Raw genomic sequence first — 16342 nt, 5'->3', positions numbered from 1 at the left:
GATTTGGATGATTCATTTATTTTGTACTTTTCAATCATAGATGGTCTTGCTATCTTTAAGCGACATGGATGTCGCCATGTTGAGCGGGGGGTATGAGGATGTACCCCTCGCTCAACGAAAGATTTTTGTCACTTTTCATCTCTGAAAAGTGAATCATCGCCTACGCAAAACAATTTAAACTTTAGCACTAAAGCGTGGCAGTGCAAGCTTTAGATCATCAAAATATTGAATGACCTCAGGATTTTTCGAGAAACTCAATACAACCCAGACCGCTCTTAAACTGCCGATATCATGATTGCTTAAATCATAGAGCTCATTGCACAGTTGATATTTAGCCTAACAATTGAGCAAAAAATTATCGACCTCATTCGTAGAAAGCAGGTGCAATTTCTGAGCATTTTTACGATCAGGTAAGTATGAATCATTATCTAGTTTTCGAAGCAACTGCTGAATTAATTTTTCACTCGGCAGAGTTAAATGCTGTTTATGATCAAGCAAAATCTTTTGTAATGTTCTCATACCTACCAACGCCTAAGAATTTTCAATCTGCTTTTAGCTGTTTGAGAATGGCTTTCAACACTTGAATACGCGCTGAATATTTGTCGTTGGTTGCCACTATATGCCAAGGCGCGTATTCAGTATTGGTTCGTTCAAACATATCCGCCGCTGCATTTAAATACTCATCCCAATGTCCACGATTACGCCAATCTTCAGGTGTAATTTTAAAGCGTTTATGCGGTGTTTGTTCACGGGCTTTAAAACGGGCTTCTTGCTCTTCTTTACTGATCGCTAACCAGAATTTAACCAATACCGTTTGGTTGTCTACCAAGTCCTTTTCAAAACGATTGATTTCATCATAAGCACGTTGCCACTCAGCAGGTTTGGCAAAGCCTTCTATACGTTCAACCAAGACCCGTCCATACCAAGTTCGATCAAAAATACTGATTTTTTCCTCTGGTTGAATCTTGGTCCAAAAACGCCATAAATAAGGTCGACGCAACTCATATTGTTCAGGTGCTGCGATGGTATAAATTTCGTATTCGCGAGGGTCAAGATTTTTGACAATACGTTTGATTGCTCCACCTTTGCCTGCCGCATCCATACCTTCAAATGTCACCACAACATTTCGAGAATCGTTTCGCAACGCTTCTGAAACTTTTTTAGTGAGCTTTTTTAATTCATCCTTATACTGATCTTTATCTAATTCATCCGTTGCTGGTTGTAATAATGCTTCTGGAACAGCCGTTTGTTTCCATTTAGTTCTGACCGTGGTTTTATGCTTGGGTAACTTTTTCAATGCTTGTAAAATATACTGGGCAAATTGCTGATCTCTTGAAATACAATCATCACAGTCAATCACATACCAATCATCAGTAAAACGTTGTCGCAACTTTTGTACGGTGTCGTATTGTTTCTTATTGCGCCAATCCAGCCCCATGAGCTTATGCCAACGTTGTTCAGATGAATCCATTGAATCTAAACGTTTTTGCAAACTTTTCCATGGTAAGTCAAACCACACTTTAATTACATCGACATGGTTATTTTTAAGGTCTTGTTCAAAAGCACGCATGTTTTCGATATAAGCATCGAACATGGTTTCATCTAAGGGCTTAGAAACATGCATGGCGGTTGACAACAAATCACTGTACCAATTCCCAAAAAAAATCTGAATTTGACCTTCAGATGGGATATGCCGTGCATAAGGCTGCCAAAAACTTTGTTTGTTGCTAAATAAGCTCGGTGGATCTGCTTTAACACGTAAATAACGTGGATCAACCCATTCACGTAACTGTTTAACAGCTTCCCCTTTACCTGCCAGCTCAATTCCACTGACTAAAATGACTAAACTTTTGGCATTGTTTTTGTCTTTGGAATTCTTTAACGCATATTGCGCCTCAATCAAATCAACGGATAATTCTTCTTCATCACGCAACGCAAACGGTAATTGTTCTTCAATCATCTGCTTCTCTACTTATCTGAAGGTTTTATCGAGTATACCCATTCGCAAAAAACAGAGTTATATATTTTCTGTACAAAACATTGCATTTTTGCCGATTTAAAAATCCACTGACCATATTTCTCTATTGTTTTTTCACTTTTGTCATAGTGCTATCCCTAAACTAGCTTTATCCTGTAAATAAACGAAATTTAGAGTTTTTGTATGTCAAAACTTGCTGCGCTTGATCAGCTTTTAGAACAATACCAACAATTCAGCTATCACACTGACCCGGTTTTAAAACAACGTCTGCATGAAGCACAGGATTGGTTAAAAGCCCGTATCCAAAACACTCATCATGATTTGTTTAATCAAAAAGAGAATCAATTGATGGCGAAGTATTTCATCAATCGTTTATACGGTGGACCTGAATTTGATGATTTGGCGATACAGATTGAACGTTTGCTGAAATATGCTCATAAGGCTGAAAAAATCATTCCTGAAAATGCCATCAAAACCGGACTAAAATCTGTTGGTTTGGCTGTACTTGCCATGCAGCTGGATGAGCAAGTCGCAGCACAATTACTCAAAGAGTATCCTGCACATCAAATCATTGATGATGAAATGATGCGACTGACTTTGTTAAAACTCGATCAAGCTGAAGCTCGCCAACAACAGTTGAGCTTACTGGATGATTTAGGGAGTGCACTCGATAAGTATATGCGTTCATTTATTATGCATACCGCTTTTAAAATGTGTAAAGGTGCGGCAACAAAATATAAATTTGAATTGATGTATGACTTTATTGGTGAAGGCTTTGTTGCCATGAAGCCCATGAAATCTGCTGCTCAATTTATCCATGAATTTACGCTCAAAGAACGAGAGATTGTTGAAAAAGTCCATCGTGGCGATCCCAATCCTTTCCAAATCTAATCGGATTTGCGCCATTATCAAACCGATCTTTTAGATCGGTTTTTGTATATTATTCATAACAATTGCATCATGAGGACTGCAAAATTTTGCAGAATCTGTCATTATGCAGTGCAATATAAAATTTCCTATTTTTGTGTTCAGGAGTGACTCAAATGTCGAATGAAAACCAAAAGCCAACAGCATCAGCTGAAACGGCAACAAATACAGACAAAGTGAGTCCATTTCTAAGTGAACCATTACCGCAAGGTGCGCCTCAGGGGCAACAGCAATCATTACAACAGCAGATGACGGATACACCTGTGTCAGGTCAAGTGCCTAAATATAATCTGCCACGTGGTGCAAATACGGGCAATGTCGGTGCAACAACCCACTTCGGTTATTCCACTGTAAACAGTGAAGAAAAGGCACAAAAAGTTGCCGAAGTATTTCATTCTGTGGCAAGCAAATATGACATCATGAACGACCTGATGTCATTTGGTATTCATCGTTTATGGAAACGCTTTGCGATTAACATGTCTGGCGTGCGCCGTGGGCAACATGTACTTGATATTGCAGGTGGAACGGGTGACTTAGCCAAAGTTTTCAGTCGTGAGGTCGGTCCTACGGGTCATGTGGTCTTGTCAGATATTAATGAGTCAATGTTGAATGTTGGTCGTGATCGTTTGATCGATGCTGGCTGTACCAATGTTGACTTTGTTTTGGCAAATGCTGAAACATTGGAACCTTTTGCTGACAACAGTTTTGACTTGCTTACCATCAGCTTTGGCTTACGTAATGTCACCGATAAAGATGCTGCATTACAAGCTATGTATCGTGTTTTAAAACCAGGTGGTCGCTTACTGATCCTTGAGTTTTCTAAACCTGTGTTTGAACCATTTTCAAAACTATACGACCTCTATTCATTTACCGCATTGCCGATCATGGGTAAAATTGTGGCGAATGATTCTGAAAGCTATAAATATTTAGCAGAATCTATCCGTATGCATCCAGATCAACGTACATTAAAAGGTATGATGGAAAATGCAGGCTTCCAAAACTGTGATTATCACAATTTAACGGGTGGTATCGTTGCGGTACACCGTGGTTTCAAACTGTAATTTTCCAAGATAGCACAAGCAAGGTTGGGTTATGTGGTCAATTCTGGCACTCGGTGCAGTTGAACGGTTCATCAATCATGGGATTAATTTGGATGCGATTACTCGCATTCAATTCAATCAGTTACAAGGCAAACTGTTACGTGTCGTGATGGATGCGCCTCAGCTTTCTGTCGATGTTTTTTTTGATGAACATAAAGTTCGTCTTGAACCGACCGTAACGGGCAAAAGTGAAACGCCTTCTGTTTTTGAACAGCGTCCTTTTGATCAAAGCCGTACTATTTCAGAAGCGACGGCAACATTACACGTTAAAAATGTGGTTGAACTGGTCAAGTTATTTATTGCCGATGAGATTGGCAATATTCCTTTACAGGGCGATTATCATCTTTTGCAGGATATTCAAAAGATTATCCAACAGGCTGAACCTGATTTAGCATCACAATTAAGCCCATGGATTGGTCCTGCACTTGCCCATGAAATTGCAAAGATTCAATTTGCGCCTCAACATCTAAAGCGCTCTTTACAAAGCCATTTATTTTTTGCTGAAGATTTTTTAAAAGAAGACAGTGGCATTTTTGCTCCACGTTGGCAAATGGATGATCTGCAACACGATACGCGTCTGCTTAATCAAAATATTGATCGCATTGAAGCAAAAATCCAACAACTCCAAGCTTTACTTAATTCCCACCAAGATCAGGTAATTTAATTTATGATTCCGCACATTGCCCGTTTATTCGAACTTTGGCGTATCGCAGCGCACTATAGACTCGACACACTGGTTCCTGCGGAAGAGTTACCTGAAAAAGCCCGTCATGCATTGTCTTTAATTCGCTTACACCCTGCTGCATGGTCAAGTAAAGAACGTAAAAATCCGCTTAAACTCAAAGAAGCTTTAGAGGAAATGGGACCGCTTGCAATTAAATTGGGACAGTTGTTGTCAACTCGACGGGATTTAATTCCACCTGAAATATTGCAGCAATTGGTTTTATTACAAGACCGGGTAAAACCTTTTGGCTCGGATGTGGCTAAGACACGAATTGAGCAATCGTTGAAAGCCAATATTTCAAGCATTTTTGCACGTTTTGATGAACAGCCTTTAGCTGCGGCTTCAATTGCACAAGTCCATACGGCTGCTTTACATGATGGTCGTGAAGTCGTGGTAAAAGTGACTCGTCCAGATATTCGCAGTCAGATTTTACAAGACTTTGAGATTTTACAATGGCTCGGTGCAAGCTTGGAAAAACGCCTTGAAGCAGCACGGGCAGTACATTTATCTGAAATTATTCAAAATTATCGTCAAGTCATCTTAAACGAGCTCGATCTGACACTCGAAGCAGACAACACTCGCCGTATGCGCCATTACTTCACAGGCTCAAGCATGATGTACGTGCCTGAAGTCTATATGGACAGCAAAGATGTTATGGTGGCTGAACGCATCACTGGTGTTCCGATTTCAGATATAGAAACATTTGAGCGCTTGGGTATGGATCGTAAGGATCTTGCCGAAAAAGGTTTAACCATCTTTTTTACTCAGGTGTTTCGAGATAATTTTTTCCATGCAGATATGCACCCTGGAAATGTCTTTGTTGAGACTTTAAACCCAAGTCATCCTCGCTATATCGCGCTGGATTGTGCAATTATGGGCGAGTTGTCCAAGCAAGACCAAATGACTGTTGCCCGCATGCTATTGGCGGTCATGAACAGCGACTTTATGCAATTAATTCAAATTGTGCATCAAGCGGGTTGGATTCCACCAGGCACGGACCAAGATGCGCTGGCTCGTGAAATGCGTCGTACTGTTGGACCGATGGTGTCTAAACCGATGCATGAATTAGACTTTGCTGGGATTTTAATTCAAGTCATGGATATTGCTCGACGTTTCCATTTAGAAATCCCACCACAATTAATGTTATTGCTAAAGACATTGGTACATGTAGAAGGCTTAGGAACGGACTTATACCCTGAGTTAGATATTTGGAAGTTGGCGAAGCCTATTCTGACTGAATGGGTTAAAGCGCAAATGAATCCGCAGAAAAACTTAAAGGAGTTGGGACAAAAAATTCCTGATTTACTTTTAGGCGCTCAGGATTTTCCAACATTAATGGTTGATAGTTTAAATGGTTTAAAAAACCAATCTGCTTGGCACGCCAAACAACTACATGAATTGCAAATGATGCGCTTAGAAGTCGAGCATCAACAAAAACGAAGTTGGATTTTTGGCAGCCTCATGGCGATTTTGCTATCAATAGCCATCATTGCGCCTTGGTATATTTCGATTATTTTAATTATTTTGACCAGTATCTTAGCCATTTGGCGGATTGCCAAATAATATGAGTAAGCCTATTCAATGAATAGGCTTTTCTATTTGAATGACTGCAAAGTCATCTACTGACACCTCTCGCCATTGCTGAAAATGCCGCTCAACTTAAAATGAAAAAATTCGTTTGAGTGAGTGTCGCAATGATTCAGATTTTACAGAAACGCCCTTCTGCTTTAACCCTTCGTGCAGGCTCACTCGCCAAACAACTCATCGCAAAAGAAGGATTGCAGTCACAACACGTGGATATAATCCCCGGCGCAGCAGGAGGTCCAAAAGGCATTGGGCTGATGGGTCTTGATCAAGCGATTTTTGGTGATTTTCTACAACGTGCCAAGCAACGCCGCTTTCTCATCGGTTCATCCGTTGGTGCATGGCGTTTTGCAGGAATTTTGGCACAAGGAGAACAACTCGGACCTGAGCGCTTGGCTGAGTTATATATCCATTTACCTTTTCATAAAAAGATGAAGATCGCAGAGATTGAAAAAATATCTCGGGAGATGTTGTACAGTATTTTAGACCACCAAACCCAAAAACTGGTCGAGCATCCTGATTATCACCTCACCATTATTTCAGCCAAAGCAGAACATTTATTTCAAAGTGATCAGAAGCTTGCACTTTATGGTTCTTTATTGGGCATTATCGGCAGTAATGCTGTTTCTAGACAACATCTCAGTAAGTTTATGCAACGCGTAATTTGTCAGCCAGCACAATTTCCACAATTTAAAATTCAAGATGATGCTTTTAAAACACATTATCTAAATTTTGACCAAGACAATGTTGCCGATTGGCTCATGGCTTCAGGTTCAATTCCGGCAGTTACGCCAGCAGTCAAAAATATCACCAATGCACCTCAAGGTGCATATCGTGATGGTGGTTTGATTGACTATCACATCGACTTGCCTTTTGAAAGTAACGGCATTGTTTTATACCCACATTTTACCGACCGAATTATTCCAGGTTGGTTCGATAAAATGTTTAAATCTCGAACTGCAAATCCTCAAAACCAAGCGAGAACATTACTGATCTCGCCCTCTCAAGCCTATTTAGAATCATTAGCTCTAGGGCGTTTACCTGACCGTAAAGATTTTGTGATGAAAGGTTTAGATGATCAAAAACGGATCACACTATGGAAACAATCCGTCGCAGAAAGCCAGCGACTGGGAGATGAGTTTTTAGAATTGATCGAAAAGCAGAACTGGGCTGAACATATACAGGACTTATAGCCACTGATTTTTATTTAATGCTATTCAAGAGAACTCGCATAGTATAGCCAATTTGTTAAAAACGCATACAGTAAATAAAATCAAGGCGATAGATATATTATTGGATGATATAAAGCTTGCAATGCCACACTTTTCCTCTAAAGTTTAAATAGATTTGCGTAAGCGATACCTTACTTTTCAGAGATGAAAAAATAACAAAAATCTTGCGTTTAACAGGGATCTTGCGCTGCAAAAAAAAAAGCAGTGCTTTGTTTTTGCTCATATCGCCCTTGACCGACGGCGGCATCCATGCCGTCAACTGTGATAGCGACATTAGGTAAAATTCGCTGATGAAAAAAGCAAAGACTATTTCATTTTTATTCAGTTAATAATATTGATTGATATAAAGTCAAAACAACAAGGATGTTGCACAAAATAAAGTGTGTTGATCACTGATTTTTTTTGCTAAATTTAAACCATTCAAAATACTTATGCCAATAATGAATCAAAATAACACCCCAAAATTTGCCATCGTTGGGGCAGGAACAGCTGGGCTTGCCGCTGCAATTTTACTTGCACAACAACATATTCATGTCACCATTTTTGAAAAAGCGCATGCACTTGAACCTGTTGGTGCGGGTTTATTACTACAACCCTCTGGTTTGGCTGTTTTTGAGCATCTAGGAGTTTTAGAAGAGGCATTGAAACTGGGTGCATTGGTGACAGGTTTAGAAGGTCAACTCGCCAATGGATTTAAGTTGGTCGACAGTCATTACGTACAAGCCCACCCAGATTTTTATGGTCTAGGAATCCATCGAGCGACCTTATGCTATGTATTAGAAAAAAAATGTCATGAATATGCTGAATTGATCACATGGCACATGAATACTGATATTGAAAGACTTGATGAATCCTCACATGAAATCCGAGTCATCGGTACACAACATCATGAATATTTTGAAGACGTATTTGATCATGTGATTATTGCCAATGGTGCACGAAGTCAGCTGAGACCCCGTCAATGGGTTAAAGTTGATCAAGCATATCCTTGGGGAGCCAAATGGACCATAGTGCCTGAATGCTTAACACTGGATACGCAGATCCTGCATCAATTTTATGACCGCGCTAAAATAATGATGGGCATTCTACCCACAGGTGCTATCCCAAACCAACCACAGCAACGACTTTCTAGTATTTTTTGGAGCCTTCCCAGTAACCAACTAGAAAGTTTCTTGCCCGATCAGCACGCACGTTCCGAATGGCTCAAAGAAATTTCCCAACGCTGGAAGCCTGCAGCAGATTGGTTAGAGCAGGTCATCGCCAATCCAGAGGAAAAACAACAATGGCTTTCAGCCAATTATCGTGATGTGGTGCTCTCCAAATTTGGTGAAGGGCGTATTGGAATTATAGGTGATGCTGCACATGCAATGAGCCCGCAACTGGGTCAAGGCGCAAATATGGCGTTGTTAGATGCGTGGGCTTTAGGTCAAGCTATTCGGCATGCAAGAGACAATCAAACTATTGATCATGTAAAGCTTTGGCAAAATTACCATCAGCATCGGAAAAGCTCGACTGATTTTTATCAATTTTTAAGTCGCTTGCTTACCCCTCTTTATCAATCTGATCTATGGTGGGCAGGTACTTTGCGAGATTTTAGCTTTTCTTGGATGTATCGAATACCCTATTTTAGAAAGGAGATGGCAATCACCGTGACAGGTTTAAAATCAGGTATGTTCAGCCAAATGAAGTATCAGGACATTGCACACTCGTCACTGAACCGAAAAAAATGATGCTCACTGTAATACAAAACAGTGCGATAGTGCTGTAACTCATCTTGTTTGATAAAATTGTGCTCGATGAAATTATGCTCATTAAAACCACGCTCGTTAAAACTATGCCCTTTAAAATCGTGCATTATGGTCTGATAACTTTCTTCGACGCCCAATCGTTCTTCTGCTCGCCAAAAGCTAAAATTGAGAGTCTTTGTTTTTGCTTCGCTTAATGGCAATCGTTGATTCATCTGCACAAAATAAATGAGCCCCAATAAACCCACACCCTGCTGTTTTAATTTAAATACTTGCTGAATCAATGCCTTCATCTTCGGCTTTAAATGTGCGAGCAAGATTTTTGATCTCAACGAAATCCATGATCAATATTTTCCTAAAATGTTGGAAATAACGTACACTATACAAGCACTACGCTATCTATCACGTGCGTTTAAAGTAATTATCTTATATTGATTAATCTGGTGAAATCCTATGAACAATCTGCAATGGCTCGATGAAGTAAAATTTAACGAACAAGGACTTATTCCTGCTATTGCACAACATCATCAAACTGGGCGTATTTTGATGGTGGCATGGATGAACCGTGAAGCACTGCAACTGACCGCTGAAAAAATGCGTGGTGTGTACTTCTCACGCTCACGCAATAAATTGTGGTTCAAAGGCGAGGAATCAGGGCATTTCCAAACTGTTTATGAAATTCGTTTAGACTGTGATGCTGACGTCATTGTTTTACAAATCGAACAGCATGGTGGTATTGCCTGCCATACAGGTCGTGAGTCTTGTTTTTATCGCAAATTGACAGCACATGGCTGGGAAATTGTTGACGCACAACTCAAAGATCCACAAGCAATTTATGGTGAAAATACTTCAGCGAATGCACATACAATTGCGATGAATGCATCGAATGCCCAAGCTGAACAAGTTGAAGTCTTAGATTATCTAGGCAAAATGATGGCTGAGCGTAAAGCGACTGATCCTGAATCATCTTATGTTGCCAAGCTTTATCATAAAGGTTTAAATAAAATCTTAGAAAAAATCGGTGAAGAAAGCATTGAAACCATCATTGCGGCAAAAGACTTTAAAGCCGAAGCCAATGAAAATCATAAAAATGATTTAATCTATGAAGTTGCAGACCTATGGTTCCATACCATTGTGATGCTGGGTTATTTTGATTTGGATGTACAACTGGTCTTAAACGAGCTTGCACGTCGTCAAGGGCTTTCGGGTTTAGTTGAAAAAGCCAACCGTGAGCATTAATTGGCAGATGTAATATTGGCATTTTAACTCAGAAAAACGCGCAATTTTAAGCGCGTTTTTGATGTCTGTGTTTCAATCTTGCTGCAATAAAATTGAGTCATAAAAAAGCAGCGAGTATTCGCTGCTTTTTTATTCAAATCTTAAATTAAGAAGATTTCTTCTCAACAGAAGGCGCGATTGGATCAGCAGTCAAATAACCCACCGCAGCCGCGTAACGATCTTTATAGTTACTACGAATCAATGGATCTAAAGTTGCTTGAACTTTACTGTGCAAAGAGCCCCAGTCTCCAGCATGCTGGAAGTTGCTCATGATGTAGGTCCAGCCATTAATTGAGTCTACGGCATGCAAACCTGTGGACTCTGCGCCTGCTGGGCATGAAAGAATGCGGTCTAATTTCTTTGTATCCACATTATATGCCCATAAGTAGTTATTCACATGGTTACCACTGTCTTCACCGATGAATAATGTACGTAACGCTTCAGAGAATTTTAAGTTATCCGCACTTGCAATCGTATTTGGATCAGAAGTATTGCCGATATTTAACGGATCAGCAGAAGCATCAATATCTTTTCCAATTAAAAGCATGTGTGATTGGTAAGGTACCCAGTCACTTTGAATAGCTTTTCCAGATTTATCGCTCTTAGAGCCTGCCATATCATGTGCAACAATACCACCAGCAGAAATCTTTTTCGCAAATGCTACATTATGTGACTCTAACCAAGCAGCATTGCCTTTAATCATTGAATCTTGAATATTGGCAAGGGCTGAATAAGCGACTTTGTCTTTAGCATTGACTGTTGTTCCTTCCATTTTGGTAAACGCCATACTACCGCCCATCAACGCTGCGTAGCGATGCGTTTCCAAGAATGCAGCTGCTTTTTCCATACCTGGTTTAACTTTTACCCAAACTGTTTTCTTTTGCAGAATGATCTTGGTATAGCTTGCATCTTGTGGATCTTTATCTAAGCTTTCCATGATTTGACTTGGTTGAATATTTTGAACATTCACCAAATCTTCAATTTCTTGACTGGTTGCATGACCCAAGTTAATCCACTGGATTTGTGCAGTTGAGGTTTCATTCAACTCATTTAAATACTTCGCCACATATAATGTTCCAGCAGATAAATCTTTCTCTTTATCCGCAACGAACATAAACAAACCGCCATTGGTATAATCATCACCCATCAATGCAGTGCGATTATCAGGCATCACTTGAATCAACTCATGTGAGATACGACCCAAGCAATAGTGTTTTTTCACTGTGCCTGTACCATCTTTATTTACAGTGACTTCAGGTAAGTGACCGTAGTTATAAGGTTTTGCAGAGGTTTCATCACCATAGACATTTTTACTATAAGCTTTCATGGTGGTCATATCTGTACCTAAGCCTTGACCAAATGCATCTGGCTCATACTCTTCACTTGAAAGATGTGTTCCCCATGGTGACAAACTTGCACCACAAGTAATCCATAAGCCATGCGCTTTTGACATATCTACATTGTGATATTTCACAAAAGACAAATGACCCGTTTTCGGATCTTGGTCAAGTGAAATCACCCCAATTGGCGATGGCAACTTGCCATACATGTCATTACCCGCCAAATCACGTGTGGTATATTCAAATTGCACAACTGCAAATACAGGATTGCCTTTTACACCATCAATCTTGGCATCTTTAACAGTCAACAAAGATGTTCCATCTGGACAATCTGAGAAGAATTGACGTGGTGAACCAGTAGAGTTGTCCATGATTGGCTTATTGTTAATATCGTAATAGCCACCCGCCAAGATTTTGCCACCCTTTCCATCACTGACCAAATCACCTGTTTGGAAGAAGGTTTTATAAGCAAGTTTGTAGTCAGTTTTAGTATTGTCATCCCATGTTACGGCTAGGCTAGAAGCAACTGTTGTTGTCGCCATCGCTGCTGGGTTTGCCAACGTTGGTGCATCCATTGGTGTAAATGTTGCAGTTTTTAATTTAGCTGGGTTGATGGGTTGAACTGTATCTTTGTCATCATCATTACAACCTGCAAGAGTAGCAGAAGTTGCCATTGCCCCAAGTGGAAGAAACGGAATGCTGGCTAACCATGTAAGCACTTCACGACGTGTGTGTTGGTTGGCTGAATTTGTCATAACTTTATCCGAATATGTTATAGAATTTTCCCGAGCCCAGTTTAAGAATCAGTTATGACAATCTAGTTTCACTTTTAAGTCATTTTAAAGACAAACATATATAAAAATTCGTATGATGATAAAAATGATCAGGTTTGTTGTTTTGAGTTTTTTTATATCTATCTTCATTCTTCTGTTCATCCTCATTGAACAACAAGACAATAGATTTCACCCTAGCCCGGATTATTCTTTGCTATACTCAATGCATACTGAATTTCAACCCAATAAGATTTCATAACGACTGTGCCTTATTCTTTTAGCCCAACCTCCGAGCAAAGTTTTGCAATTGCAGAAGCAAGAAAAGGACAATCCTTTAAAGTGATTGCCTATGCTGGCACAGGTAAAACCACCACTTTACAGTTAATCAGCGATGCGATGACTGATCGACGCGGGATGTATTTGGCGTTTAATAAAGCCATCGCAACTGAAGCACAAAATAAATTTCATCAAAATGTAGACTGCCGAACCTTCCATTCACTTGCATTTCGTAGTGTACCTCGTGGAGTAACCGATAAATTACGTCTACCTCGCCTAAGTCCAAGTTTTATTGCAAAAGAATATCGACTTGAGCCGATTACATTGAGACGCTTGATGGGTGGTCGTTATGAAAAATATGTGTTGATGCCGAGCCGTTTAGCCAGTCTGGTTGCCAACGCAGTCAGTTATTTCTGCTCAACAAGTTCTCAATATCCTGCACCACGTCATATACAAGCACCCAGCTGGTTACATCCCGATGATGTTGAATCTTTACAAACCCACCTCTATAAAGCCGTAGAGCGTCGTTGGTTAGAGTCTATTGATCCAAACCATCAAGCAGGGATTGGTCATGATATTTATCTCAAACTCTGGGCACTGTCAGATCCATTTATTCCCGCAGATTATGTGCTATTTGATGAGGCACAAGATGCTGACCCCTTGATGCTGGGCATCCTGTTGCGCCAACGCAACACCCAAGTTATATATGTGGGTGATGCACATCAACAAATTTACGCTTGGCGTGGTGCCGTTAATGCCATGCAACAAATGCCACTTCCTGAATCACGTTTAACCACTTCGTTTCGTTTTGGTGATGCAATAGCAGATGTCGCAAATCATCTGCTTGGTGCCTTGGACGAAACGGTCCCTCTCTTGGGAAATTCAGAAATGAAATCCGCTGTGGTCAATAAGCCACATACCAAAATGCGTGATGCAATTTTATGCCGTACCAACGCGCGTGCAATGGAATTACTTCTTTCAGGCTTGGTTCAGGGAGATAAAGTCAGCTTACAAGCCGATCATGCCAAACTAAACCGTTTTGTCGATGCCGCAAGTCTATTAAAACAAGGCAAACGAGTGATCGATGTTCCTGAATTGGCATGGTTTAATTCTTGGCATGATGTACATGAATATTGTGAAACCAATGATGGCAGCGATATCAAGCCTTTAGTTAAATTGGTTGATGATCATGGTACAGACCCACTCAAAAAAGCACTTGCTAAAATTACCCCAATAGAGCAAGCTGATTATGTGATTTCTACCGCACATAAAGCCAAGGGGCTTGAGTGGAATCGCGTTCATATCGAAGATGATTACCAATTTAAAATAAACGGTTTGGAACATAAAATCAGTGATGAAGAACTGAGACTTTTATATGTCGCTTGTACCCGAGCAAAAGTCAGTTTAAATATTCATCACATTTATGATCTGGTTCAACAACTGAAAGTAAAAACTCCATTTAAAAATAAGGCGACAGCATAAGGTTTTGGTCCTTTCATCAAGATGTAAAATCATATAGTCAAAAGATGAATCGCCATAGATTTTCACGCTGCCCGTTAAATGTCAGGTATCTTATGAAACTAGAATCAATTCATTTTCGGCATACATACCATTTTGCTGATTTAAAAATAAATTTTAATGATAAAAATAATAAATCGACTACGCTCATTGTAGGCGATCAAGCCAGCGGTAAAACCGCCATTATTAAGAATATTTATCAAGCGCTGAGCTGGTTTCCCGCTCGCCTGAAAGATTTAAGAACACCTGGGATCGTGATGCTTGATCAGGATATTATGCAAGATCGTGTTCAATCTAAAATCGATGTGAATATCCACTTTCCAGCCGAAATGGGACAATTGGCAGAAAGTAGTGCAACGACTGAAAATGATCCTCAAAGCTGTCGTTGGCAACTTTATAAAACTATAAATAGCGCAGGGATAGGCATCAGCAAAGTTGATTTACAGCAACTCGAACAGTTGGTCGAACGTTATAACCAAGTCATTAAAAATGATCCCGTACAAGGATTACCCATGCTTGCGTATTACCCTGCTGAACGTTTTGTCAATGAAGTTAATATTCTCAATAAAAACAATCCAATCGTTTTACAGCCACATAACGCCTATGAACTGGTGCCAATTCCTTACACCACATTTGCACGTTTTTTCGAATGGTTCAGAGAAATGAGCGATATTGAAAATGCTCAACTCGCACAATTATTTCAAAATATTTTAGAAAAAAAACAGCCTGCTGATCACTCTGATCAAGACTTTCAACATCTTTTATTTCAAGCGCATTCACAGTTACACGCGCCTAGCTTACAGGCATTAAAAAAGAGCTTAAATACGATTATTCCGGAGATCACCGATATCTATCTTGAGTACCAACCAAAACTACAACTTATGGTCACCTATAAAGACCAGAATTTTAGTTATCAGCAATTATCCAATACCGTTAAAAATTGGCTGGCGTTGGTGGGTGATATTGTACGTCGACTGTGTTTACTTAACCCACTGAGCCTTTATCCATGTGAAGAAGGCGAAGGAATCTTGCTGATCGATCAAATTGATGTTGACTTAGATCAACTCGGATTACAGTTCATTCTGGATCGCTTAAATATGGCATTTCCACGCCTCCAAATTATTGCAACCGCAAGTCATGAAGCCTTGTTAGAGCAAGCGGATGAATATCAGTGCTTTAAGCTTGAAAACAAACAACTTCATGAAATTAAAAGCAATGATGTATGGGATGAATATCAACACATCTATGAAAATTTATTAAAAGAAATTCCCAAAGATACCGAACAACCTTTACTTGAACCCAGTATGCAGAGCCTAAATGCTCAACAATTGTTTCAACAATTTCAACAACTCAATGAACAACAACAAGCTGAATTGAAACGTTTAATCCAATCAGGTGATGATCAATCTTCACATAAATCATTGCTCTAAACTGGGTTTGATCTGAGCGTTAACTTACAGATATGAATGAATGTTGAGAAATTTTCAATCTCTATTTTTTTCATCATTCTCAAATCATGACGTTCTTTACTTTTAACTGATTTTTTAGCAAGGACGATAAAACCTATAGATTGTGACGCATGGCTTAAAGATTAGACAGCCAAATGCAATCATAAGCGTATAATTACAAATGTTTGCGCAAAAACTGACAAAATAAATTGATGTTATTCTGCGCATGTAATACTATGAAAAAATCAATTCAAATTAGATTTTTCAATCTTAATTGATTTTCTAATCGTTTTCTCATGTTGCGCAACACAACTGATTTTTACTCATTAATTTAACTCGGCTTTCAAGATTTAAGTTATTGGACTGTTCCTTGCATTCCTCAAATCCTTGAAAGATAAGATTCACATAGGTTTCACGAC

Annotated in this window: 12 protein-coding genes; 9 read left to right on the top strand and 3 right to left on the bottom strand. The window is 39.6% G+C overall.

Features of this window, described 5'->3' with window-relative positions; all coding sequences use genetic code 11:
• Positions 1 to 541 precede the first annotated feature (541 nt).
• Complete coding sequence (locus AAV97_RS09145) at positions 542 to 1960, bottom strand: polyphosphate--AMP phosphotransferase (protein ID WP_005034278.1); 1419 nt, start codon at positions 1958 to 1960, stop codon at positions 542 to 544.
• Positions 1961 to 2161: 201 nt separating this feature from the next.
• Here AAV97_RS09145 and AAV97_RS09140 point away from each other — a divergent pair, with 201 nt between their 5' ends.
• The 6 genes from AAV97_RS09140 (at position 2162) to AAV97_RS09115 (ending at position 9275) form a co-directional block, all read left to right on the top strand.
• A complete protein-coding gene (locus AAV97_RS09140; protein ID WP_046760397.1) occupies positions 2162 to 2869 on the top strand; it encodes an FFLEELY motif protein in 708 nt (235 codons plus the stop codon).
• 152 nt (positions 2870 to 3021) lie between these two features.
• Entirely contained in the window at positions 3022 to 3966 is a 945-nt protein-coding gene (gene ubiE, locus AAV97_RS09135) for a bifunctional demethylmenaquinone methyltransferase/2-methoxy-6-polyprenyl-1,4-benzoquinol methylase UbiE (RefSeq protein ID WP_005034279.1), read from the top strand.
• 31 nt (positions 3967 to 3997) lie between these two features.
• Positions 3998 to 4669 carry a ubiquinone biosynthesis accessory factor UbiJ gene (locus AAV97_RS09130; protein ID WP_005034282.1) on the top strand — a complete coding sequence of 224 codons (672 nt, stop codon included), beginning with the start codon at positions 3998 to 4000 and terminating at the stop codon, positions 4667 to 4669.
• A 3-nt stretch (positions 4670 to 4672) separates the two neighbouring features.
• Entirely contained in the window at positions 4673 to 6292 is a 1620-nt protein-coding gene (locus tag AAV97_RS09125) for an ABC1 kinase family protein (protein ID WP_005034285.1), read from the top strand.
• 131 nt (positions 6293 to 6423) lie between these two features.
• Positions 6424 to 7506, top strand: coding sequence for a patatin-like phospholipase family protein (locus AAV97_RS09120; RefSeq protein ID WP_046760396.1), 1083 nt, complete (start codon positions 6424 to 6426; stop codon positions 7504 to 7506).
• Positions 7507 to 7985: 479 nt separating this feature from the next.
• Positions 7986 to 9275: an FAD-dependent oxidoreductase gene (locus tag AAV97_RS09115; protein WP_046760395.1), complete on the top strand. Its 1290-nt coding sequence runs from the start codon at positions 7986 to 7988 to the stop codon at positions 9273 to 9275.
• On the opposite strand, the gene AAV97_RS09110 is transcribed toward AAV97_RS09115, so the two are convergent.
• Positions 9236 to 9622 (bottom strand): hypothetical protein, encoded by a 387-nt coding sequence (locus AAV97_RS09110; RefSeq protein ID WP_227567158.1) that lies wholly within the window; start codon positions 9620 to 9622, stop codon positions 9236 to 9238. The genes AAV97_RS09115 and AAV97_RS09110 overlap by 40 nt on opposite strands.
• A gap of 121 nt (positions 9623 to 9743) precedes the next feature.
• Here AAV97_RS09110 and hisIE point away from each other — a divergent pair, with 121 nt between their 5' ends.
• The gene (gene hisIE / locus AAV97_RS09105) at positions 9744 to 10529 is read left to right on the top strand and encodes a bifunctional phosphoribosyl-AMP cyclohydrolase/phosphoribosyl-ATP diphosphatase HisIE (RefSeq protein ID WP_046760394.1); all 786 of its coding nucleotides are present in this window, start codon (positions 9744 to 9746) and stop codon (positions 10527 to 10529) included.
• 145 nt (positions 10530 to 10674) lie between these two features.
• Here hisIE and AAV97_RS09100 read toward each other — a convergent pair whose 3' ends face one another.
• Positions 10675 to 12663 carry a PhoX family protein gene (locus AAV97_RS09100; RefSeq protein WP_046760393.1) on the bottom strand — a complete coding sequence of 663 codons (1989 nt, stop codon included), beginning with the start codon at positions 12661 to 12663 and terminating at the stop codon, positions 10675 to 10677.
• 282 nt (positions 12664 to 12945) lie between these two features.
• Between AAV97_RS09100 and AAV97_RS09095 the strand changes: the two genes are divergently transcribed.
• Together AAV97_RS09095 and AAV97_RS09090 are read left to right on the top strand one after the other, a co-directional pair.
• The gene (locus tag AAV97_RS09095; RefSeq protein ID WP_004825357.1) at positions 12946 to 14439 is read left to right on the top strand and encodes a UvrD-helicase domain-containing protein; all 1494 of its coding nucleotides are present in this window, start codon (positions 12946 to 12948) and stop codon (positions 14437 to 14439) included.
• A gap of 92 nt (positions 14440 to 14531) precedes the next feature.
• The gene (locus tag AAV97_RS09090) at positions 14532 to 15905 is read left to right on the top strand and encodes an AAA family ATPase (RefSeq protein WP_046760392.1); all 1374 of its coding nucleotides are present in this window, start codon (positions 14532 to 14534) and stop codon (positions 15903 to 15905) included.
• The last annotated feature ends 437 nt before the right edge of the window (positions 15906 to 16342 follow it).

The sequence above is a fragment of the Acinetobacter sp. Ag2 genome, from assembly GCF_001005515.1.
In the GTDB taxonomy this organism is placed as follows: domain Bacteria; phylum Pseudomonadota; class Gammaproteobacteria; order Pseudomonadales; family Moraxellaceae; genus Acinetobacter; species Acinetobacter bereziniae.
Note: the sequence above shows the minus strand (reverse complement) of the source record. Positions and strands in the feature narration are given on the sequence as shown.